Source organism: Beijerinckia indica subsp. indica ATCC 9039 (assembly GCF_000019845.1).
GTDB classification, from domain to species: Bacteria; Pseudomonadota; Alphaproteobacteria; order Rhizobiales; family Beijerinckiaceae; genus Beijerinckia; species Beijerinckia indica.
The window spans coordinates 95,566-116,929 of sequence record NC_010580.1; the positions used below are offsets into that span (position 1 = coordinate 95,566).

The window sequence follows — 21,364 nt, forward strand, 5'->3', positions numbered from 1 at the left end:
CTAGAGTATCGGATATTCAAATTGGCTTGCTGCGATACTCCATATTTTGAAAACGCATCGCTTTTTAGAACAGCCGGTGCGTACTTATTTGAGCGATGCTTCAGCTTCAGTAATGGCTTTATCGCCTAACCCAAAACGAGCTGCTTCTACTGGCTTTAATGCTATTAATTTTATAAAAGCACCGCTTTTTCGAGGTATGGGTGGAACTGTCAGCGATACAGAAAAGCATCTGTATCAACGCACATAGATAACGCGTGGAGTCGTATAAACGACCGGAGGCGTAACATAGACAACTCGCGGAGGCGCATAAACAACCGGCGGAGGATAAGCAGGCTTAGATGCGGCTGCACCGATGGCTGCTCCTGCCGCTAGCCCTGTGATAGCTCCGGCGGCAACGGCTCCTCCTCCATAACAGCAGCCATGATACCCCTGATATACGCCAGGATGGCCCCATACGGCGCCACCGTGTCCCCAGGCAGCCCATCCCCCGGCCTTAGCCGGAGAGTCGATAAGGCAGGCCGCGCCGGTAGCCAGCAAAGATGCCAGGATAAGTTTACGAACCATTGACTAAACTCCTCAGCAATCGATAGTGTCAACATCCTACGAGATTGTTATGCGGTTGAATTAGCACCTGCGGCGCAACCACTATCGCGATCCATTCCGATCATTTATTATCACTATAGCCTCGTGGACTTTGGCTATTGCAAAGAATATAGTTAAACCTTGTCAGCACAGTTTGATCTTGGCGCATCATTTTATGGCATTTTGTCTGTGGCTTGTAACAGATTGTAAAAAGCACAAATCTGAGGAGACAAAACCCTGTCATCTGGCATCGCGTTGAAAATAAAATGGTAGCTCGAATAAACCCTGATAGCTGCGATCGCGGGTGTGTCGCATACTTTGTATGCGGTAGTAGAAGTATTCGGGAACCAAGAAAGCCAAGTCTTTAGACTTATCACAGTACAAGTAGGAAATTTTAATATCAGCGTCGGTGGGAAAATCGTGGATGGTGTTCCACGAATTGGTACAGCTTTTATTCCAAATTAAGCTCGATCAAGAAACATGACATAGGCATGATGCCACTGAATGATCTAGAGCGCACCGTCCTAGGGTCAGGACTCAAATAAATCAGATCCAGAAGGCTACGGTGGCGACGAGGCAGAGTGCGGACAAGAAATTTTGTGCGAGTTTGTCATACCGTGTGGCAATCCGCCTGAAGTCCTTCAGACGGCAGAAACAGCGCTCAACGACATTGCGTCCTTTGTAAGCCTGTTTGTCGTGGCGAATTTTCTTCTTGCGGTTTGACTTGCTGGGGATTGTGGCCTTGATGCCGTGCTCTTTGAGAAAGGTTCGTATGGCATCTGTATCGTAACCTTTATCAGCCAAAAGTTCTTTGATACCCGGAACGAGGCTGACGCAGGCCTCGGCCATTACACAGTCGGCGGTATTACCTGGCGTGAGGATGAACGCCCAGGGACGGCAGAACGGGTCGACGATCGCGTGGATTTTGCTGTTGCGGCCGCCTTTCGTGAGGCCGATCGCCTGCGCTTCAGCCCCCCTTGTCCGCCGGCCGCACAGCGGTGGACTTTCACATGCGTGCTGTCCAACGCGGCCTGTTCTGGGGCTTCCTCGGGAGCGGCCGCATGCTCGAAAATCTTTTGCCAGATGCCGCGTTCGCTCCAGCGGACAAAGCGATTGTAAACCGTCTTGAAGGGGCCATACTCTTTCGGGCAATCTTTCCAGCGGCAGCCCGCTGTCAACACATGCATGATCCCGCTCAAGATACGCCGATCATCCCCGCGCTGAGGCCCCGGCTGGTTCGTCGGCAAATGCGGGACGATCTTCGCCCATTGTTCGTCTCTGAACCAGAATAAATTCGTATCCATTGGCCTCCACCCTAGACCAAGCCATTGAATCAAAATAGGGTTAATCGGGTCTTAACCCTAATTGCGATGTGTGACGTCAATCCAGAGAACTCTTCCGCCCTTCGAAGCCAAATAAGTAGGGCAATGGCTAAGAACCGAAGAAACACTGGCCACGGGTTTTTTACGGATCTCGCAACAGCAGAGACTTCGCAACGCATCAAAACAAGGCAAATATATTCTACGGAACCCGGTTTAGATGCGGAAATAGAAGGCTTTCTAGACCCGATGTTGTTTGTACTTTTATAGATGAGGATGGTGTTATCTAATCATTAGAAGGTGCAGCGACCAGAGATGATACAACTAATATCAACTTTTCTGAAGTAGCATTCAAACTAATATAACTCACTTAATATGTAAGTTACTTATGAATACCACTTATTATAGATAAATTGAACATTATCGGATGTTTTATCATCCAACAAGCGCGGCGATTAAGCCGCCTTTTTGATGATAAACCGCCGTCTTGGTCTAGGCTTCGCGCATGGCTTTGTCCGACGATTTTCCGCCTCCGCCGCCCGCCTGCCCCGTTGTTCCCGCCTGGGCACGCAGGGCCGATGTGCCGGAAACCCCTTTAGCGGCTGGGGTTTGCCGCCGGAGCGGCGCTCGCCGCGCTCGATCCGATCGCCCGCACCACGCATCCGCTCGGCCAGCTCCTGCGCCGTCTGACCCTCGCCCAGGCGGCGCGGCTGCTGCGCCTGGTGGGGCGGGCGGAAGAGGAACCCGCCTTGCGCGATGCCTGGGTGCTGCGCCGCGCCGGCGATGATCCCGGTCCGGCCGGGCGGGTCCTCGGCCTTTGGCGCGCGCTCGGCGAGCCGTCCGCCTTGCCGGACACAGGATGGACGGAGAGGGTGGCGAGGCTATTCGACCTCGGGGGCGACGAGCGGCTCGAGGCGATCCTTGCCCTGGTCCTGAAACAGAGGGCAGGGGAAGGGAGTGCCGTGACGGACGCCGCCGCCATCGCCACGGCCAGCCTGCGCCTCATGCCGGACGCCATCCTCCTGGCGTTGTGGCTGGCCGATGCCATGCTCGCGCATCGCCTGCACTGGCCCGCGCCCATGCCCCTGCTCGCCGCTCCGATCCGGCCAGCCGAGCTGCACGCCATCGCGCGCTCCGGCAAGAGCGGGGACGGCTGGTTGCTTGTCTGCAGCCAGGCTTATGCGCGTGCGGCGGCAGCGGCCGTGGATCTTTATGCGGACCTCCTCCCGCGCGCCCATCGCCTGCTCGCCGTGGCGCCGCGGCTGCGCGGCAAGGATGCCGCGCATTTGGTCCGGCTTCTCCTCAGCGAGGATGCACTGGCGGCCGCGGCCGGACCGCAAGGCAGCGATCGTAGTGCCCGCCGTCTGTTCGATCGGCTGGTCGCCCTCGGCACCGTGCGCGAGCTCACCGGCCGCGCGGCCTTCCGGCTCTATGGGTTGTAGCCATGGCGAAACGGTCCCGCTCCGATACCGCCCTCGATCGCGAGCTCGAGGACCTGCCACCGCCTTTGCGCTGGCGGGAATGGATGCGGCGCGTCGAAGCCCTGTTGTTTGCCGCCAGCGAGCCAGTCTCGCGCGAGGTGCTCGCGCGGGTCGTCGGCGTATCCTGCGCGATCGAAGCCCTGATCGGCGATTTGCGCGCGGATCTGCGCGGCCGCCCCTATGACGTCGTCGCGGTCAATGGCGGCTGGCAGTTGCGCACCCGGCCCGCGCTCGCCCCCGTGCTGCGCGCGGCAGGGTTCCTCAAGAAGGGGGAGGGGGACTTCAGTCCGAAGGAGGCGCTCCTGTTGCTCGCCATCGGTCATTTCCAGCCGATCACCCCCGCGCGTCTGGGGGAATTCTTTGGCCGCGAGATCAGCCGCGATACGCTCGCCTGGCTGTGCGCCCAAAAATGGACCGGATCCGGCCCGCGCAGCCCCGAGCCGGGGGCGCCGATCACCTATGTCACGACACGGGAATTCTTGGAGCAGTTCGGCTTCGCCAGCCTCGCCGATCTGCCGGGGCAGGGGCTGTTTGCTGGCGCCTGGACGGACGGAGAAGAAGCATTCGGGCCTTTATTACCACAGCCGGATGACAATAATCAAAATGAAGAAAAACTTTATCCGCAGTAGAGTAGAGCATAGAGATTTTGTGAGCATACGGGGTAATTTGAGATATTAGGATTATATCACTGGTTATTTCGTAGAAAAGCTACAAACCTTGATCGTTTGAAAAGGCTACAAGCATGGTCACTCCCGAGGCAATGAACCTATTTCACGATATTATTACACACGAAATGTTTGAGATGAATCGGATACTCGAGGAAGTTCAACAAGTAACATTATCAAATTTAGCTTCACGGGGATTAACGCAATCTGGCCCAGCAATGCAGCTCGTAATCCAAAATGCTACGAATTCCCTCAAAACGCGGGCACAATTTATTCTTGGTCAATTGCTACGTTGTTTGGCTTCTTTCCATGTTCCACTAGATAAAGAGACAATTACAGAAGCATTATCACTCTTACGGGATACGATAGAAATGCAAGCGGACGACATAGGGAGACGAGTTTACCAATATCCAGTTTTTTCAATCCGTGGCTTAGAACAAGCAAAGCATCAGCTGCAGGCACAATATGCCCAAGAAGGACCGAGATTGATTGATCGGCTTAGTGCCGAACTGAAACTTGCTGCTGCAGCTTCACAGAATTCGCGCCCACAAGGCGCACCTAGTTTTACGTTTCATGGCCCTATCGGACTCGTTCAAACTGGAGACGGCAGTCAAGCTACAGTTCGCCAGCATATCAACACTGACGTGAAAAATCAGATTACTACTGCATTGCAGCTCTTTTTGGATCAATTGGATATGCCGGATAGCAACTCCATTGGTAACCGAACGGAACTACGCGAGCTGATTGCGGAGGCAAAAGCTGAAGTGGAAAAACCGGAATGTAATACCTTAAAGCTCGGATCCAGTTTGCGTACAATCGCAGAGACCACGAAATTTGTTGGTTCACTAGCCCCAGCCTATTCCGTCTTGAAGCCCCTAATCAGCTATTTAGGGATACATCTTCCTTAGTGCTGTCATTTCAATTGAGACGTTTTCAACCTTTGCAACAGCCCACGGCTCGCATGGTCGGCATCGATCCAGCGACGCTAAAGACGGGCACTTAATGGAAAAAATAACTTCGATGTGGTCTGCATTAGCCAGTTTTCTTCTTGGTGTTCTTGGGTGGGTAGTTCCAAAACTCCTCATCGAACCGGGCAAGGAGATTTTCGATCTTCGTCGGGAAACACAGGAGAGTTTAATCATCTATGGCGATTTGCCAAAAGATGCCCCAGCAGACGAGAGACGCTTAGCTGCGGAAATATTCGAGACCGGCAAAAAGCGGGGGGTCAGGCTGCTTTAAAAGGCCTGTCGTTAGGCAAGGTCAATTCTGTGGGTCGTGAAATACCGCATACACGTTCAAGGTTGCCGTTGAAATAGGCGGTGCGATTATGCAGCATCAGCTGAGCACCCCAGCGAGACCACCGCATCTGGCGTTTCTTGCACATGCGGTGATTGATGAGCTGATTGACGGTGGACTCGATATGGGCCGTAGATATCGGCTCCCCGTGATGCCAAGCACGACCATAATCCACCAATGATCTGATATTTCCGCGAGTATAATGTTCGAGGTCCTGGAACCGTTTGTAGGCTTCTCTGATCCGTGTCGGATCGCCACCCGCGCCTTGAGTTGCATGGTGGCAAAGGATTTGCGCACCCAAATGCGATAGAGCGATCAGCCATCGGCCATGACGGATCGGCCGTGGTGCCAGAGGTTCCGCCTGACACTGTGCAAAGAGCGTTGGTAAGTGGCTCGCAGGGTCTGGCTATCGGGATCGGCATAATCGATCGTCCAGGAAAGGTTTCTGCCGAGCCATTCCATTCTCCGCCGCAGATGAAACCAGTCGAGCCGATGTTCGATCTGACCTGCGCCTTGGCGCTGGACCTGACCGTTCAGCCATTGGCCAGCCATCAGCCGCATGGCATCCTCCCCGTCAGACAGAATAGTCAGCCTTGTGGCTGGTCCGCGTCCCGCTGTACGAAGGGCTGAACGCACCCGTTCGCGTGCATGAGCGTCAAGATCGCGAACCGCGGCAAAGACTTTGGGCGATTGTTCAAGCGGTTCGATCTTGCCAAGGACGATTTCGAAATGCCGGCGTTGATTTTTCGAGCTTACCGCCCGGACAAAAGCGCCATCGATCCCAACAGTCATCTGCTCAACAGGCTTTTCGGCAAGCGGCCTGGTGGCGATTTCTGCTTGTATTTCCTCTTCGATCACCTTTCCGATCGCCACGACGCGATTGCGGGTGGTCGCCGCATTGAATGAGCCAATATCCGGCAGGAATTCGTTGAGGATAGCGGCAGCTTGCCGATAGGAATAGATGCTGCCCAGCTTGGCTTGCAGATACCGTAATTCAGGCGTTGAGCGATGAGGGAAAAGAGCCCCAACCGGAGAGGCGGCATTGGAAGCCCCACAACGGCAGTCTTCATAGCGGGGAGCATGCAGGCGCAAGTGACCAAAAATCGTATCGACTTTGCGGCGCCGATGATCTTTGATGGGTCACGCACGATCACAGCTGCTGCAAATCCGTGCCTTTGCGATGAAAGCCTGAACCTGATCGCAGGTGACCTCCGTCTGGATTTGACGGATCAGATATTTGCCGTCCTCATGCGTGAGGCCGAGGTCGGCTTCGGAGGCCAATTCCGGACGCTCGATATGGCCAATGGCCCTCGACTGGAGAACCCCTTCCTCATCTATGCGCTCAAGCTTCAAGGTCCATTGCATCGGAAACTCCGCGATAATCATCTCTCAAAAATAGCGGAGTTTCCCCTAGCGACCCCCAGCTTTTTGCCGGTCTCGGTTTTCTGCTTCATTCCTGTCATGGAGGCAAATTCTCACGGTTATCGGCAATCCGACAGCCATACGTTCTTTTCGGTCCAGGCTGATTGAAACTGGCGCAGGATATCCTTGCTTTCCTTGAGGGTGGGCCCGAAATCCTCGGCCGTCGCCGTTGCAAACTGCCGCTCCAGCTGACCGACTTCGTACTCGATCACCTCACCCCAACCGGTTGTCGCCTCCAGCTTGATCCGCCCCTGCATGACTTTCCTTCCCCTCGGGAAAGCCAATCATGCATCAGCAGAACTGTTGCCCTAACTTTTTTTCCCCATAATGACCCGGCAGGAGGCTTGACATATTCATAAATCAGAGTGATTTAATATAACCAAAGATAGATATAAATAACTTTTGAGGGAACGCCATGAGACTGAGGGGCATTCTGCTCGGCGCTTGCGCCGCCTTGACTTTGGCCGGACCGGCTGGAGCGGAAACGCTGACGATTGCCACCGTGAACAACGGTGACATAATCCGGATGCAGAAGCTGACGGATGATTTCAAGGCCAAGAATCCGGACATCGACCTGAAATGGGTTACGCTCGAAGAAAATGTGTTGCGGCAAAAGGTGACGACCGATATCGCGACCAAGGGCGGCCAATTCGACATTATGACCATCGGCAATTACGAGGTGCCGATCTGGGCGAAACGCGGCTGGCTGCTGCCGCTCGATAATCTTGGCGCGAATTATGACGAGGCCGACTTGCTGCCGTCGATCAGGGAGGCGGTGTCCAGCGGCGGCAAGCTCTATGCCTCGCCCTTCTATGGCGAAAGCGCCATGGTCATGTATCGCACGGATCTGTTTGCCAAGGTGGGCCTGACGATGCCGGCCGATCCGACCTGGGATTTCATCGCCGAGGCGGCGCGCAAGATCACCGACAAGAATGCCTCGGTCTATGGCATCTGCTTGCGCGGCAAGGCGGGGTGGGGCGAAAACATGGCCTTCCTCACGGCGCTTGCCAATTCCATGGGGGGCCGTTGGTTCGATGAGCAGTGGAAGCCGCAATTCGATCAGCCGGAATGGAAAAACGCTGTCGATTATTACGTCAAGCTGATGAAGGATGCCGGCCCGCCCGGAGCCTCCTCCAATGGCTTCAACGAGAACCTTGCGCTCTTCCAGACCGGCAAATGCGGTATTTGGATCGATGCGACAGTCGCGGCCTCTTTTGTCTCCAATCCCAAGGATTCCACGGTTGCGGACAAAGTCGGATACGCTCTGTTTCCTACCTCCGGCACATTCGATAATCATGGCAATTGGCTGTGGGCCTGGAGCCTGGCCGTGCCCGCTGGAACCAAGAAGGATAAAGCGGCGCAGAAGTTCATCACCTGGGCGACCGACAAGGCCTATATAGAACTCGTCGCCAGCAAGGACGGATGGGCGAATGTGCCGCCCGGCACGCGCGCCTCGCTTTATGACAATCCGCACTATCAGCAGGCCGCGCCTTTCGCCAGCCTGACGCTTGCGGCGATCAAGGCCGCCAATACCGCTAAACCTGCCGTCAAGCCTGTGCCTTACATAGGCGGACAATTCGTGGCCATTCCGGAATTCCAGGGCATTGGCACGGCGGTCGGCCAGCAATTCTCGGCTGCTCTTGCCGGTCAGGTGACCACCGACCAGGCGCTTCGGAGCGCCCAGCAATTGGTTACCCGGGAAATGACCAAAGCGGGCTATATCAAGTAAGCTTTCGAAGCATCTGGCTTGGACGGGCAGAAAACCCATGTTCCCGTGCTGCCGGCCTGAAACCGGCAGCACCTCCGCCGCGTGCGAGCTCGATGCAATGCCGATCCGTTCAATCTACCCAAGGTTCGCCATGGCGACGTTACACACCCGTTCGGCCGCGCGTCTGATGATGGCGCCCTCCGTTCTCCTCCTGCTGGCCTGGATGATCATCCCGCTGGCCATGACCATCTACTTTTCCTTCCTGCGCTACAATCTGCTGATGCCGGGCACGGAGGAATTCGCGGGTCTCGCCAATTATCAATATTTCTTGACGGATCCGGCTTTTTTCACGGCTCTCGCGAATACATTGTTGATCGTCGGCGGAGTGCTTCTGATCACGGTGATTGGCGGGATCGCCCTCGCATTGCTGCTCGATCAACCGATGTATGGGCAGGGCATCGTGCGCATTCTGGTGATCGCGCCATTCTTCGTGATGCCGACGGTCTCCGCGCTCGTCTGGAAGAACATGTTCATGAATCCGGTGAACGGCCTGTTCGCCTGGATCGCCGGTAGCTTTGGGCTGCAACCAATCGACTGGCTGGCGAGCGTGCCCTTGTTGTCGATCATCATCATCATCGCCTGGCAATGGCTGCCCTTTTCCACCTTGATCCTGCTGACAGCGCTTCAGTCCCTCAATGAAGAGCAGAAGGAGGCGGCGGAAATGGATGGCGCCGGCGCGATCTCGACATTCATTTACATCGTCCTGCCGCATATGGCGCGTGCCATTACCGTCGTCGTCCTCATTCAGACGATCTTCCTTCTCTCGGTCTTCGCCGAGATCCTCGTCACCACCAATGGCGGGCCTGGGGTGCAAAGCACCAATCTCACCTTTCTGGTCTATACGCAGGCTCTTCTTCAATTCGATATCGGCGGCGCATCGGCGGGCGGCATCGTCGCTGTCGTGCTCGCCAATATCGTCGCTGTCTTTCTGATCCGCCTCATCGGCAAAAACCTGGAGGCTTGAACATGGCGCGCCGCTATTCAGCTCGCCGCGAACTGGCCATGACCATCATCGCATGGACAGTTGGGCTTGCGATCTTTTTCCCCATTCTCTGGACCGTGCTGACGAGCTTCAAGACGGAAGCCGAAGCTGTTGCTTCCCCGCCTTCCTTCCTGTTTTTTCATTGGACGACCGAAAATTATGCCGAGGTCCAGAGCCGCTCGAACTATCTGGCTCATTTCATGAACTCGGCTGTTATTTCGCTTGGCTCGACCCTGGCCGCATTGGTGATCGCCATTCCCGCCGCATGGGCCATGGCCTTCTCGCCCACCAAGCGGACCAAGGACGTGTTGATGTGGATGCTCTCCACCAAGATGATGCCGCCGGTCGGCGCACTCATTCCGGTCTATCTCATTTTTCGCGATACCGGCCTGCTCGACACACGCCCGGGCCTCGTCATCGTGCTGACATTGATCAACCTGCCGATCGTCACCTGGATGCTCTACACCTATTTCAAGGAGATTCCGGGTGAGATCCTCGAGGCGGCGCGCATGGATGGGGCCTCGCTCCTCAAGGAGATCGTCTATGTCCTGACGCCGATGGCCGTGCCGGGCATTGCCTCGACGCTTCTGCTCAACGTGATTCTGGCCTGGAACGAAGCATTCTGGACATTGAATCTGACAACCTCGGAAGCTGCGCCGCTGACGGCTTTCATCGCTTCCTATTCGAGCCCCGAGGGCCTCTTCTACGGCAAGCTGTCGGCGGCATCCACCATGGCCATCGCACCGATCCTGATCCTTGGCTGGTTTTCGCAAAAACAACTCGTTCGGGGTCTCACCTTCGGCGCCGTCAAATAGGAAGAGCCCCATGGGCAGTATCTCACTTCAGAAAGTTGCCAAACATTTCGGCCCCTTGAAGGTCATTCCCTCGATCGATCTTGAAATCAACGATGGTGAATTCGTGGTCTTCGTCGGCCCTTCGGGCTGTGGCAAATCCACGCTCCTGCGGCTCATCGCCGGGCTGGAGGATGTCAGCAGCGGCAAGATCGTCATCGATGGCAAGGATGCGACCTACGCACCCCCGTCTCAGAGGGGGCTTGCCATGGTGTTTCAATCCTACGCGCTCTATCCGCACATGAGTGTGCGTTCCAACATCGCCTTCCCGCTGAAAATGGCGGGCATGGCGAAGGAAGAGATCGACCGCAAGGTGAACGACGCGGCCCGCGTCCTCAATCTTACCGATTATCTCGACCGTAAGCCGCGCCAGCTTTCGGGAGGCCAGCGCCAGCGCGTGGCCATCGGCCGGGCCATCGTTCGCCAGCCATCGGCCTTCCTGTTTGATGAGCCGCTCTCGAATCTCGACGCCGCTTTGCGCGTCAATATGCGCCTGGAGATCAGCGAACTGCACCAGACGCTGAAGACCACGATGATCTATGTCACGCATGATCAGGTGGAAGCCATGACGATGGCGGACAAGATCGTGGTGCTCAATCGCGGTCATATCGAACAGGTCGGATCGCCTTTGGAGCTTTACCGTAAGCCGGCCAATCTGTTCGTCGCGAGCTTTATCGGATCGCCGAAGATGAATTTGATCGGCGGTGCCTATGCGAGATCCAAACATGCGGCAACGGTGGGAATAAGGCCCGAGCATATCAAATTGTCGCGCCAGGGCGGTGTATGGAGCGGCACCGTCAGCGTGGTGGAACATCTCGGCTCGGATACGTTCTTTCACATCGATGTCGATGGCATCGGTCCCGTCACGGCGCGAACGGATGGTGACTTCGACGCCCACCACGACGACCGGCTCTTCCTCATTCCGGATGAGACCAAGCTTTACCGCTTCAATGAAGAGGGCGTCGCTCTATAGGAGTCATTCGCCCGAATGAAAGACAAAATTCTCCAGATGAACCGGCGGCTCTCCATCGCGCCGTTCCGGTTCCCAACTATGTGAGGACCGAGATATGACAGGCAAGCTCTCGCTCGCGGCATTGAACGAGATCGCGGCACCGACGGCGGTTCCCACCTATGCGCGCGAAAGCCTCTCCGCCGGCATTGTGCATTTCGGCGTCGGCAATTTTCACCGTGCGCATCAGGCGGTCTATCTTGACGAATTGTTCAATGCCGGTCAAGATCTTGACTGGGCCATCATCGGCGCGGGCGTCATGCCTTCCGATGCGCTGATCCGTGAAAAGCTGCTCGCGCAGGATTGCCTGACGACGATTGTCGAGCAGGACAATAACCGGACCGCCGCCCGCGTCACGGGGGCGATGATCGATATTTTGCCGACCGGCGATGCGGCGGCGATCATCGAGAGGCTGGCCGAGCCGGCGATCCGCATCGTCTCCATGACCATTACCGAAGGCGGCTATTACCTCGACGCGAATGGCGCTTTCAACCCGAAGCATCCGGCGATCGTCGAGGATGGCCGTCATCCCGAGGCGCCGCGAACGGTGTTCGGGCTGATCGTCGCCGGCCTCAAGGCCCGCAGGGAGAAAGGCATCGAGCCCTTCACGGTTCTGTCTTGCGACAACATTCCGCATAACGGCAAAGTCACCTATAACGCGGTCACGGGACTCGCGCGGCTCGCCGATCCTGATTTCGCCAACTGGATCGCCGCGAATGTCTCTTTTCCCAATTCCATGGTCGACCGCATCACGCCGGCGACAGGCCAGCGTGAGATTGATATTGCCCGTGAAGATTTTGGCATTGAGGACAATTGGCCGGTCTTCTGCGAAGAATTTCGGCAATGGGTGATCGAGGATAAATTTCCTGCGGGGCGTCCGGCTTTGGAGAAAGTGGGCGTCCAATTCGTCCTCGATGTTTCGCCCTACGAACTCATGAAGATCCGTATTCTCAACGGCGGCCATGCGGCTATCGCTTATCCCGCGGCCCTGCTTGACATTCATTTCGTTCACGAAGCGATGGAAGAGCCGCTCATCCGCTCCTTTCTCGCCAAGCTCGAACGCGAGGAAATCATTCCGGTCGTTCCACCCGTGCCGGATACCGATATCGACGCCTATTTCCAGTTGATCGAGCGGCGTTTCTCCAATTCGAAGATCGGTGACACGATCCCCCGTCTGGCGCAGGATGGTTCCAATCGGCAGCCGAAATTCATTTTGCCGACGACGAAAGACCGGCTGGCGCGTGGCGACGACGTCATCGGCCTTTCGCTGGTCTCCGCACTCTGGTGTCGTTATTTCGCGGGAACATCGGATAGCGGCAAAGACATTGTCTTCAACGATGCGAGCGCCGAGCGGCTGCATGCGGCTGCGCTCGAAGCGAAAACAGACCCATCGGCCTTTCTCGCCCTCGAAGATATTTTCGGCACCATCGGCCATTCGGAACTGTTTGCCCGACGTTTCTCTCACGCCCTCAAGACATTGTGGGAGAAGGGAACGCGCGAGACGCTGACGCTTTATCTAGGGTTAAGACCTAATCAACCCTATTTTGATTCAATGGCTTGGTCTAGGGTGGAGGCCAAGTCGATGGATACGAATTTATTCTGGTTCAGTGACAAACAATGGGCGAAGATCGTCCCGCATTTGCCGACGAACCAGCCAGGGCCTCAGCGTGGGGATGATCGCCGTATCTTGAGCGGGATCATGCATGTGTTGACAGCGGGCTGCCGCTGGAAAGATTGTCCGAAGGAGTATGGTCCCTTCAAGACGGTTTACAATCGCTTTGTCCGCTGGAGCGAACGCGGCATTTGGCAGAAGATTTTCGCGCATGCGGCCGCTCCCGAGGCAGCCCCAGAACAGGCCGCGTTGGACAGCACGCATGTGAAACTCCACCGCTGTGCGGCCGGTGGACAAGGGGGGCTGAAGCGCAGGCGATCGGCCTCACGAAGGGCGGCCGTAACAGCAAAATCCACGCGATCGTCGACCAGTTCTGCCGTCCCTGGGCGTTCATCCTCACGCCAGGTAATACCGCCGACTGTGTAATGGCCGAGGCCTGCGTCAGCCTCGTTCCGGGTATCAAGGAACTTTTGGCTGATAAAGGTTACGATACAGATGCCATACGAACCTTTCTCAAAGAGCACGGCATCAAGGCCACAATCCCCAGCAAGTCAAACCGCAAGAAGAAAATCCGCCACGACAAACAGGCTTACAAAGGACGCAATGTCGTTGAGCGCTGTTTCTGCCGTCTGAAGGACTTCAGGCGGATTGCCACACGGTATGACAAACTCGCACAGAACTTCTTTTCTGCACTCTGCCTCGTCGCTACCGTAGCTTATTGGATCTGATTTATTTGAGTCCTGACCCTAGAAAACCGCCTAATCGAAGAAGTTGAAGCTCAGATCTATCCGCAGGAACATGAAATCCTCGATATGCTCAAAAGCCATCGTGTGGAAGAAGCACGGCCACTTCTGGCCGTCTGGCTGGCCGAGCAGCGTGACCGCGGGACAATCGTTCTGGACGATGTTCATAGCGGCGCCCGTATGCTGATTGACATGATCTTTAGCGCGATAACTCCTAAACCGGACGACGAATGGCCTGATCGTGATGCCCGGCAGGCGCATATTCACCGGTGCATCGGCATCTTTCTCAATGGTGTGCTTCAGCGGGCACATTGAGTATCAGGACCGTATATCTGAAGGTCAAACCCAAAAGCAGCTCTCACCTTTAGAAGCAATCTGTATTTTCGGACCTGTCGCAAACTGTACATGTATCCGTAAAGATACCTCAGATTATTTGAGATGCCTTTGTCCGAGCCCGTCTTACCTCATCCCTCATCGGCCCCAACACAAGAGTCCTCAAAGGCGCTCTCATCCGGGTCCCAATGCTGTCAGGAATGATCATTATGAAGTCAGTCTTTGAGAGGCAAAATCGGTATTGCCCCCATCCCCTCTTGCAAAGCGGGCCACCTAATGCCTTAAAAACGGGTCCATCAGTGCAGCTACGGCGTCGAGACGTTCTGCTGGCCAGCGTAGGATCTCTAGTCGCCTACGGCATTGCCGGAGCCGCTCCATCGATCGAGACGGCGACCAGTCCAGACGTTGCTAGATTTATGGATATCTCACATTCCTTGACAGACCGCTCTAAGCTTGATCCGCGGATCGGAGCCGCGCTTTATGCGGGAATCGTCAACTCGGCGCCTGAGCGGAAGGCCCAGCTTACCAAGCTTCACGCCCTCATGAACACTGGGCGCCTGACCACCTCGGCTGACCTTGCCAAAACCGCCGAAAAGGTTGATCCGGCCCTGAAGGACGTGATCCATGACATCATGACCGGCTGGTACCGGGGTGTCGCAGATGGTAAGGTCGTGGTTTACCGATCCGCCCTGATGTTCGACATCACGAAGGACGCCATCTACCCCAAAACCTATGCCGCTGGCGGTCCATTCTACTGGACAACCCAGCCGCCCGAAGTCGCTCAGCCGTCCGGGCAGCCTGTGCTTTCGCCGTCCTCGTTCGTCGTGGAACCCACCTGAAAAATCCGGGACACTCTCATTCATGTCTTCCGATCAGAATGTTTCTGCCGATGTCGTGATCGTCGGCTCCGGTGTCGCGGGCAGCTCCATTGCTAATGAATTGGCGCGGGCCGGAATTTCCGTCATCGTTCTTGAAGCTGGCCCCCGCGTGGACCGTCAGCATTTCGTTGAGAACTTTCGTAACCTTGAGAACAAGCCGTCCTATCAGGGGCCGTTCCCGTCCACACCCTGGGCTCCGCATCCGCCGAACCAGATGACGCCCAACCAATACCTGCATACGACGGGTCCAAATGCCGAGGCCTATCAGCAGGTCTATCTTCGAATGATCGGCGGTACGACGTGGCACTGGGCCGGATGTGCCTGGCGCTTTCTCCCCTCCGATTTCGAACTCAAGACCCGTTACGGGCAGGGGCGCGACTGGGCGCTGAAATACGATGACCTCGAGCCGTTCTATTACCAGGCTGAGGTTATGATGGGTGTCTGCGGACCGGACCCTAAGATTGAGGATCTTGGCTCTCCGCGTAAGCAGCCCTACCCCATGTCGGCGCTGCCCATTTCCTACGCCGCGCAGCAGTTCCGCAAGCTCATCAGCAAGCAGACGCCATGGCGCATCGTGCATGAGCCACAGGCCCGCAATACGCAGCCCTATGACGGGCGTCCCACCTGCGAAGGCCATAACAACTGCATGCCGATCTGCCCGATCGGAGCCATGTATAACGGCAGCTATTCCGTCTATCACGCAGAGGCCGCCGGGGCGACGTTCATCCCCAATGCTGTCGCCTACAGGATCGAGCGTGATGCCGCCAACAGGAAAGTGACGGCGGTTCACTATTACGATCCGGATAAAGGGTCGCACCGCGTCGCGGGAAAGTATTTCGTCATTGCCGCGCACTGCATCGAGACGGCGAAGCTGCTTCTCGTCTCGGCGGATGACAAGAGCCCAGACGGTGTTGCGAATAGCTCGAGCCATGTCGGCCGGAACATGATGGACCATACCGGGGTGCAAGTCACGTTCATCAGTGGCGATAAAGCGCTCTGGCCCGGTCGTGGCCCGCTTTTGACGAACGTGATCGACACCTTTCGCGACGGCGATTGGCGTGGGGAGCACGGCGCCTATCTGGTGCATATGGTGGACGATAACCAAGTGGACCTCGCGACGCAGCTCGCGATCTCCAAGGGGTATGTCGGACACGATCTGGAAGAACAGATCCGCTATCTGGCCTCCCATACCGTTCGTCTGTTCAGCCATAACGAGGCCTTGCCGGATCCCGACAACCGCCTGACCCTCAGCAAGACGCACAAGGACGCGCTCGGTATCCCGCATCCGGAAGTCTATTATAAGCTGCCAGACTATACGGTGCGAAGCTGCGAGCATACGCGTGGTGTGTTCAGGCAACTCATCGGTCTTATGCACGGAACCGATGAGCAATGGACGCCGGGATATTTCCCGCAGGACCATCCCTCTGGAAGTACCATCATGGGCGCGGACCCCAGGGATTCCGTGGTGGATGGCCATTGCCGGACGCACGACCATGAGAATCTGTTCATCGCAAGCTCGTCTGTCTTCTCAACGGTCGGGACGGGCAACATCACCCTGACAGTAGCCGCCCTCGCGCTTCGTGTTGCTGATATGCTGAAAAGAGAACTACGCCATGCCTGATATCAAAAGTGCTGCTTTCTGGTCTTTTCTCATCAGCGGGGCATTTCTGGGCGGGACTGGCGCGCATACGGCACGTGCGGCGGACAACGATCAGGACCTCATGTCCCGGGGCGCCTATCTGGCGACCGCAGCCGACTGCGTCGCCTGTCATACCCGTCCCAGTGGCCAGCCGTTTGCTGGCGGCCTGAAGGTTTCAACGCCCCAAGGGGACGTGGTTTCCACGAATATTACGCCGGACCGCGAACATGGCATCGGAGACTATACGGAAGCCGATTTTGAAAAGGCTCTCCGTCGCGGTATCCGCAAGGACGGAACCTATCTCTATCCTGTCATGCCCTACGTGTCCTATGCAGGACTTACGGATCAGGATGTGAGGGCGCTATATATTTGGTTCATGCATGGTGTGCATCCGGTCGCGGAAAAGCCGCTTGAGACGCAGCTGCGCTTCCCCGCCAACATCCGCATGGCCATGGGGGTGTGGAACCTGCTAGCAGGAAGAGAGAAGCAGGAAACAGGAGACTCTTTCCAATATGATAAGCTGCGTCGCGGGCGTTACCTAGCGACGGCGCTCGAACATTGCGGGACCTGCCATACGCCGCGCAATTTCATGCTCATCGAAAAACAGGACCAGTATCTTGGCGGTGGCGCCCTGGCCGGATGGTACGCACCCAACATCACGTCGAGTAAAAGCGGCGGGATCGGGGATTGGAGCGAGGAAGACCTGGTGTCCTATTTCAAGACCGGGCGCGCGAAAGGACGGAGCCAAGCAGCCGGTCCAATGGGAGAGGTGGTCGAACACAGCACCAGTCACCTGACGGACGAGGACCTAGATGCGCTGGCCGCGTTCATCAAGCAGGTTCCGGCCCGTCATAATGAGGGGGTTCATCAGGCACGTGACAGCTTCGGTAAGCCGGTCGATACCCCGGACCTGCGTACGGGCGAACTGACACGGATTGACGACCTGAGCGAAAGGAGCGGAGCCGAAATTTATGACGGCAACTGCGCAGCCTGCCATGGACAGAACGGAGCCGGGACGGCAGACAACTATGTTCCGTCGCTCTATGCCAATTCTGTCGTCGGGTCGGAGCGTCCTGACAATCTCATCATGACAATTATCTATGGCGTGGATCGCACGACCCCATCCGGCCATGCCAGCATGCCGGGATTTGGTCGCAATTCCGATGTACAATGTTTGAGCAATGAGGAAATTGCGCGTTTGGTGAATTATGTGACCGCTACGTTCGGGAACCACGACCATCATGTGACGGCCGAGCAGGTCGCTGCCACCAGAACGGATCACCTTGAAAAGATGGTCTCTCATGTCTCAGTCAAAACCACGGCCGGGAGCGATCAGCGGTGATGGAGAGCATGTAAAACCATGGGGGACATTAGGCTGCGAGGGGCTGTCGCAAAATTTTTGATAAGGCGCGCGAAGGGCATACGGTACGTTGTTTTCAGGCTTTGTTAAGCTGTTGAAGACCCAAACAGCGTGCAAGCAGGTTATTTTGCTCACGAACGGTCCAATCGCAGGCAAAGCCAAATCCTTTGCGTAGCCACAGCATGGCCTCGAATCCCTTGATCGTCTGCCGCGCCGTGGCGAAGGATTGGAAACAACCCACCTTCGGCATGTTCTGCTTCACCCGGAAATGATCACTTTCGATCCCTTGCTGGAGATGTTTGGCCACTCGATGAACCGGATTTGGCCGGAGCAAGCCTTCCTCTTCGGTGGCCTTGATCGCTGGCGGGAAGGTCTTGGCGCCATCGGTGCCGATCCTGTCCGGAGCCAATAAGGGCTCATCTTTCAGCATCTTGCGGAAGAACCGCTTGGCCGAGGCCAAATCACGCTTGGCGGTCAAAAGGAAATCGACCGGGTTTCCATGCTTGCCGATCGCCCGGTACAAATAACGCCACTGGCCCTTGATTTTGATGTAGGTTTCATCGATGCGGATCGAGCCGCAGTGCGGCTTGCGGAAGAACCGTAATCTCTTCTCGATCTGGGGCGCATAGGCCAGTGTCCAACGGTTCAGAGTGCTATGGTCGACCTCGAAACCGCGTTCGAGAAACATTTCTTCGATATTCCGGTAACTGAGTGGATAGCGCAGATACCAGGAGACCGCCTGAAGGATCAGCCAAGCCTCGAAATGACGGCCCTTGAAATCGTCCTTGGACTGGCGCTTGAATTTCTCGACAAGGGTATTGAGGATCTCGGCAATCTCCACAAATGGGAGCCGCAAGTTCCTCCTTTTTCCTCAAGGGTTTCTTAAGCCCAAAAAATTGGCGACACCCCGTAGTTCATTGGCAGCCGCTTTGTGCGGCTGCCGGCTCTCTTGTTTGCGTTCCTTGGCCACGGTTACTCCTCCCGTTTCATTCCGTCAAATTAGACATACACTTGTTACTAACGCTTGCGCTGACCACTGCCATCAAGATCGCTGCTGGTTCCGCACCATCCAATCACCGCTACTCTAAATCGATCCCGCATTTCACTAAGCATTTGTAACAAGTGTGTTATCTTTCGCGAGAACATGCCGAGAATCCAAGACTTTCAGGCCCTCTAGTCGGCAAGCGTTTAAGGGTTTGAAGCAATGTTATGACGGCGCAGGGTAAGCTCATTCGTGTTTACAGTGAATGCGCCATCGATGAGCATAACGGTTTCCATTCTCTGCCTCGGCCTCGGATCGTCAACGAAAACTGCGATACGACCATTGGAATTGCCGTTATTCTTGACAGCATAAACTAAAGCCATCTCGATAGCGATCGTATAACGGCGTCTGCGATAGCGTCAGCTGTGATGCCGAAATGCTTGTAAAGATCTTTACTTGGTGCCGACGCACCGAAAGATGACATGCCGACGAAAAGCCCATCTTCCCCAACAACAGCGTCCCACCCGAAACGGACAGCTGCCTCAACCGCAATGCGGATCGGCGCACTGCCTATGAGAGCCTTCCGGACCTCTTGTGGCTGAGCGAGGAAGAGTTCTAATGAAGGAATCGAAACTACGCGAGCAGCAATACCTTCGGCAGCGAGCAGTTTATATGCATCTACCGCAATCTCGACTTCCGATCCGGATGCAAAAATCGTTACTTGCGGCTCTTCGCCTTCGCTTACCATCAGCTCGTAAGCGCCAGTTGCAAGAAGGTTTCCAGCACTATGTACCGTTCTGAGTTGTGGAAGGTTTTGCCGTGTCAGCACGATCACGGTTGGACCGTCGGTGCGCGATAATGCCAACTCCCATGCCTCGGCTGTCTCGATCGCATCGCATGGGCGAAACAGCCGGAGATTGGGAATAGCACGCAACGCCGCGAGGTGTTCAACGGGCTGGTGAGTTGGCCCATCCTCTCCAAGACCGATCGAATCATGCGTCATTACATAAACGACCGGTGCCCTCATCAATGCGGAAAGACGGATTGCGGGGCGGCAATAATCGGAGAAAACGAAGAAAGTGCCACCGACGGGGACGAGACCGCCATGCAAGACCATGCCATTCATAGCAGCCGCCATGCCATGCTCACGTATACCGTAATGGATATAGCGGCCTTCCCACGAGTCCGGCGTAATCGACTCGAATCCCTTGGCCTTAGTGTTGTTCGAAGGCGTCAGATCCGCAGAACCGGAGATCAGTTCCGGCATGATAGGAAAGATTGCCTCGAGCGCCAGTTCTGAGGCTTTACGTGTCGCGACAGTCACAGGATTTGCATGTAGCTTTTTTTTGTGTGCCTCGATAGCTTGTGAAAGACTGGCCGGTCTGGTACCTGCGGTACGTCGTACGAATTCGACACGCTTGTCGCTATCGAGTGCTGCGAGCCTCGCAGACCAATCATTATATTCGGTTGCGGAACGCTGGCCCATCGCTCGCCAAGCCTTCAGTGCGTCCGGCTGGACGCTAAACGGGTTCACGGATAGCCCAAGCACATTTTTTGTCGCGACGATCTCCTCTGGGCCAAGCGGTTCGCCATGAACCTTGTGGCTGCCTGCTTTCTTCGGGGCGCCGAAGCCAATCACGGTTTTGCATGCAATGAGGCTGGGTTGAGTAGATACCTTAGCGCGTGCAATTGCGGCATCGATTGCCTGTTCGTCGTGCCCGTCGATGCGCTCGGCTCGCCATCCCGCAGCCTCAAAGCGCTTCACCTGATCAACCGAGTCTGAAAGAGTCAACGGCCCATCGATCGAGATGCCATTGTCATCCCAAAGCATGATCAACTTGTTCAGCTTCAGATGCCCGGCGAGTGCGATCGCTTCATGGCTGATGCCTTCCATCAGATCGCCATCAGACGCCAGCACGAAAGTATAGTGATCGACGATCGCGTCGCTGAATTCCGCTTGAAGCTTTTTTTCGGCCAGCGCGAAACCGACCGAGGTCGCGAGCCCTTGGCCAAGCGGGCCAGTCGTGGTTTCAACACCCAGCGTATGTCCAAATTCCGGATGTCCCGGGGTGTTAGAATCAAGTTGTCTGAACCGCTTCAACTCGTCGAGGGTCATACCCTCAACCCCGGTGAGGTACAGCAACGAGTAGATCAGCATCGATGCATGACCAGCGGAAAGTATAAAGCGATCGCGGTCTGGCCACTTGGGTTTTGATGCGTTGAACTTCAGGTGTTTCGCCCACAGCACAGTGGCTACATCAGCGAGACCTAGCGGTGCACCAGGATGTCCGGATTTCGCTGCTTCTACCCCGTCAATCGCTAAACCACGCACAGCGTTTGCCATAAGATCGTGAACGGCACTGTTTTTCATATTGGTTACAGGTCTTTCGGATTGATGTTGCACCAAAATGTTATCTAGGATGCGATGATGATCCGCGTGGC

Annotated in this window: 20 protein-coding genes and 1 pseudogene; 14 read left to right on the top strand and 7 right to left on the bottom strand. The window is 56.0% G+C overall.

Annotated elements, in window-relative coordinates; all coding sequences use genetic code 11:
• Positions 1-46: 46 nt before the first annotated feature.
• On the top strand, positions 47-247 hold the full coding sequence (locus BIND_RS21525) for a hypothetical protein (RefSeq protein WP_148210830.1): 201 nt from the start codon (positions 47-49) through the stop codon (positions 245-247).
• An 881-nt stretch (positions 248-1,128) separates the two neighbouring features.
• Here BIND_RS21525 and BIND_RS20980 read toward each other — a convergent pair.
• Positions 1,129-1,886, bottom strand: a protein-coding gene (locus BIND_RS20980; protein WP_085938766.1) for an IS5 family transposase whose coding sequence is annotated in 2 segments (ribosomal slippage) — positions 1,129-1,553 and positions 1,553-1,886 — 759 coding nt in all. Because the reading frame shifts where the segments join, the coding sequence is not laid out codon by codon here.
• A gap of 659 nt (positions 1,887-2,545) precedes the next feature.
• Here BIND_RS20980 and BIND_RS19210 point away from each other — a divergent pair.
• The 4 genes from BIND_RS19210 to BIND_RS19225 all read left to right on the top strand — a co-directional run bounded on the left by BIND_RS19210 (position 2,546) and on the right by BIND_RS19225 (position 5,286).
• Complete coding sequence (locus BIND_RS19210) at positions 2,546-3,343, top strand: DUF1403 family protein (RefSeq protein WP_244396053.1); 798 nt, start codon at positions 2,546-2,548, stop codon at positions 3,341-3,343.
• A gap of 2 nt (positions 3,344-3,345) precedes the next feature.
• Complete coding sequence (gene scpB, locus BIND_RS19215) at positions 3,346-4,011, top strand: SMC-Scp complex subunit ScpB (protein ID WP_012382945.1); 666 nt, start codon at positions 3,346-3,348, stop codon at positions 4,009-4,011.
• Positions 4,012-4,124: 113 nt separating this feature from the next.
• Positions 4,125-4,955: a hypothetical protein gene (locus BIND_RS19220; protein ID WP_012382946.1), complete on the top strand. Its 831-nt coding sequence runs from the start codon at positions 4,125-4,127 to the stop codon at positions 4,953-4,955.
• A gap of 94 nt (positions 4,956-5,049) precedes the next feature.
• Complete coding sequence (locus BIND_RS19225) at positions 5,050-5,286, top strand: hypothetical protein (protein ID WP_148210831.1); 237 nt, start codon at positions 5,050-5,052, stop codon at positions 5,284-5,286.
• A gap of 372 nt (positions 5,287-5,658) precedes the next feature.
• On the opposite strand, the gene BIND_RS19230 is transcribed toward BIND_RS19225, so the two are convergent.
• The 3 genes from BIND_RS19230 to BIND_RS19240 form a co-directional block, all read right to left on the bottom strand.
• Entirely contained in the window at positions 5,659-6,435 is a 777-nt protein-coding gene (locus tag BIND_RS19230) for a hypothetical protein (RefSeq protein WP_041779081.1), read from the bottom strand.
• A gap of 48 nt (positions 6,436-6,483) precedes the next feature.
• Positions 6,484-6,708: a hypothetical protein gene (locus tag BIND_RS19235; RefSeq protein ID WP_148210832.1), complete on the bottom strand. Its 225-nt coding sequence runs from the start codon at positions 6,706-6,708 to the stop codon at positions 6,484-6,486.
• 116 nt (positions 6,709-6,824) lie between these two features.
• Entirely contained in the window at positions 6,825-7,022 is a 198-nt protein-coding gene (locus BIND_RS19240; RefSeq protein WP_012382948.1) for a hypothetical protein, read from the bottom strand.
• 158 nt (positions 7,023-7,180) lie between these two features.
• On the opposite strand from BIND_RS19240, the gene BIND_RS19245 reads away from it, so the two are divergent.
• From BIND_RS19245 to BIND_RS20350, 6 genes and pseudogenes are all read left to right on the top strand, one after another.
• A complete protein-coding gene (locus BIND_RS19245) occupies positions 7,181-8,494 on the top strand; it encodes an ABC transporter substrate-binding protein (protein WP_012382949.1) in 1,314 nt (437 codons plus the stop codon).
• A 130-nt stretch (positions 8,495-8,624) separates the two neighbouring features.
• Positions 8,625-9,497 carry a carbohydrate ABC transporter permease gene (locus tag BIND_RS19250; RefSeq protein WP_041779083.1) on the top strand — a complete coding sequence of 291 codons (873 nt, stop codon included), beginning with the start codon at positions 8,625-8,627 and terminating at the stop codon, positions 9,495-9,497.
• A gap of 2 nt (positions 9,498-9,499) precedes the next feature.
• On the top strand, positions 9,500-10,330 hold the full coding sequence (locus BIND_RS19255) for a carbohydrate ABC transporter permease (RefSeq protein WP_012382951.1): 831 nt from the start codon (positions 9,500-9,502) through the stop codon (positions 10,328-10,330).
• A 10-nt stretch (positions 10,331-10,340) separates the two neighbouring features.
• Positions 10,341-11,339 carry an ABC transporter ATP-binding protein gene (locus tag BIND_RS19260; RefSeq protein WP_012382952.1) on the top strand — a complete coding sequence of 333 codons (999 nt, stop codon included), beginning with the start codon at positions 10,341-10,343 and terminating at the stop codon, positions 11,337-11,339.
• A gap of 94 nt (positions 11,340-11,433) precedes the next feature.
• A pseudogene (locus BIND_RS19265) lies at positions 11,434-12,894 on the top strand (mannitol dehydrogenase family protein); the annotation flags it as partial.
• Positions 12,895-12,957: 63 nt separating this feature from the next.
• A protein-coding gene (locus BIND_RS20350) for an IS5 family transposase (RefSeq protein WP_085938765.1) occupies positions 12,958-13,715 on the top strand; the annotation gives its coding sequence in 2 pieces (ribosomal slippage) (positions 12,958-13,291 and positions 13,291-13,715; 759 coding nt in all).
• 30 nt (positions 13,716-13,745) lie between these two features.
• Here the strand turns inward: BIND_RS20350 and BIND_RS21735 are convergent.
• Positions 13,746-14,042 carry a hypothetical protein gene (locus BIND_RS21735; protein ID WP_041779084.1) on the bottom strand — a complete coding sequence of 99 codons (297 nt, stop codon included), beginning with the start codon at positions 14,040-14,042 and terminating at the stop codon, positions 13,746-13,748.
• A 230-nt stretch (positions 14,043-14,272) separates the two neighbouring features.
• Here BIND_RS21735 and BIND_RS19280 point away from each other — a divergent pair, with 230 nt between their 5' ends.
• Genes BIND_RS19280 through BIND_RS19290 form a run of 3 tightly spaced genes read left to right on the top strand, consistent with a single transcriptional unit; the run spans position 14,273 to position 17,922 of the window.
• Positions 14,273-14,902, top strand: coding sequence for a sorbitol dehydrogenase family protein (locus BIND_RS19280; protein ID WP_012382954.1), 630 nt, complete (start codon positions 14,273-14,275; stop codon positions 14,900-14,902).
• 22 nt (positions 14,903-14,924) lie between these two features.
• Positions 14,925-16,562 (top strand): GMC family oxidoreductase, encoded by a 1,638-nt coding sequence (locus BIND_RS19285; protein WP_012382955.1) that lies wholly within the window; start codon positions 14,925-14,927, stop codon positions 16,560-16,562.
• A complete protein-coding gene (locus BIND_RS19290) occupies positions 16,555-17,922 on the top strand; it encodes a c-type cytochrome (protein WP_012382956.1) in 1,368 nt (455 codons plus the stop codon). Before BIND_RS19285 ends, BIND_RS19290 begins: the two co-directional genes overlap by 8 nt.
• Positions 17,923-18,016: 94 nt before the next feature.
• Here BIND_RS19290 and BIND_RS19295 read toward each other — a convergent pair whose 3' ends face one another.
• Together BIND_RS19295 and tkt are read right to left on the bottom strand one after the other, a co-directional pair.
• A complete protein-coding gene (locus BIND_RS19295) occupies positions 18,017-18,766 on the bottom strand; it encodes an IS6 family transposase (RefSeq protein ID WP_041779121.1) in 750 nt (249 codons plus the stop codon).
• Between the two features lie 529 nt (positions 18,767-19,295).
• Positions 19,296-21,293 (bottom strand): transketolase, encoded by a 1,998-nt coding sequence (gene tkt / locus BIND_RS19300; protein WP_012382959.1) that lies wholly within the window; start codon positions 21,291-21,293, stop codon positions 19,296-19,298.
• Positions 21,294-21,364: the final 71 nt, after the last annotated feature.

Excerpts from the sequence above, each read along its gene's own strand:
- scpB (WP_012382945.1), top strand. The coding sequence starts at position 3,346 with ATGGCGAAACGGTCCCGCTCCGATACCGCCCTCGATCGCGAGCTCGAG.
- BIND_RS19220 (WP_012382946.1), top strand. The coding sequence starts at position 4,125 with ATGGTCACTCCCGAGGCAATGAACCTATTTCACGATATTATTACACAC.
- BIND_RS19225 (WP_148210831.1), top strand. The coding sequence starts at position 5,050 with ATGGAAAAAATAACTTCGATGTGGTCTGCATTAGCCAGTTTTCTTCTT.
- BIND_RS19235 (WP_148210832.1), bottom strand. The coding sequence starts at position 6,708 with ATGCAATGGACCTTGAAGCTTGAGCGCATAGATGAGGAAGGGGTTCTC.
- BIND_RS19240 (WP_012382948.1), bottom strand. The coding sequence starts at position 7,022 with ATGCAGGGGCGGATCAAGCTGGAGGCGACAACCGGTTGGGGTGAGGTG.
- BIND_RS19245 (WP_012382949.1), top strand. The coding sequence starts at position 7,181 with ATGAGACTGAGGGGCATTCTGCTCGGCGCTTGCGCCGCCTTGACTTTG.
- BIND_RS19250 (WP_041779083.1), top strand. The coding sequence starts at position 8,625 with ATGGCGACGTTACACACCCGTTCGGCCGCGCGTCTGATGATGGCGCCC.
- BIND_RS19255 (WP_012382951.1), top strand. The coding sequence starts at position 9,500 with ATGGCGCGCCGCTATTCAGCTCGCCGCGAACTGGCCATGACCATCATC.
- BIND_RS19260 (WP_012382952.1), top strand. The coding sequence starts at position 10,341 with ATGGGCAGTATCTCACTTCAGAAAGTTGCCAAACATTTCGGCCCCTTG.
- BIND_RS21735 (WP_041779084.1), bottom strand. The coding sequence starts at position 14,042 with ATGTGCCCGCTGAAGCACACCATTGAGAAAGATGCCGATGCACCGGTG.
- BIND_RS19280 (WP_012382954.1), top strand. The coding sequence starts at position 14,273 with ATGAAGTCAGTCTTTGAGAGGCAAAATCGGTATTGCCCCCATCCCCTC.
- BIND_RS19285 (WP_012382955.1), top strand. The coding sequence starts at position 14,925 with ATGTCTTCCGATCAGAATGTTTCTGCCGATGTCGTGATCGTCGGCTCC.
- BIND_RS19290 (WP_012382956.1), top strand. The coding sequence starts at position 16,555 with ATGCCTGATATCAAAAGTGCTGCTTTCTGGTCTTTTCTCATCAGCGGG.
- tkt (WP_012382959.1), bottom strand. The coding sequence starts at position 21,293 with ATGAAAAACAGTGCCGTTCACGATCTTATGGCAAACGCTGTGCGTGGT.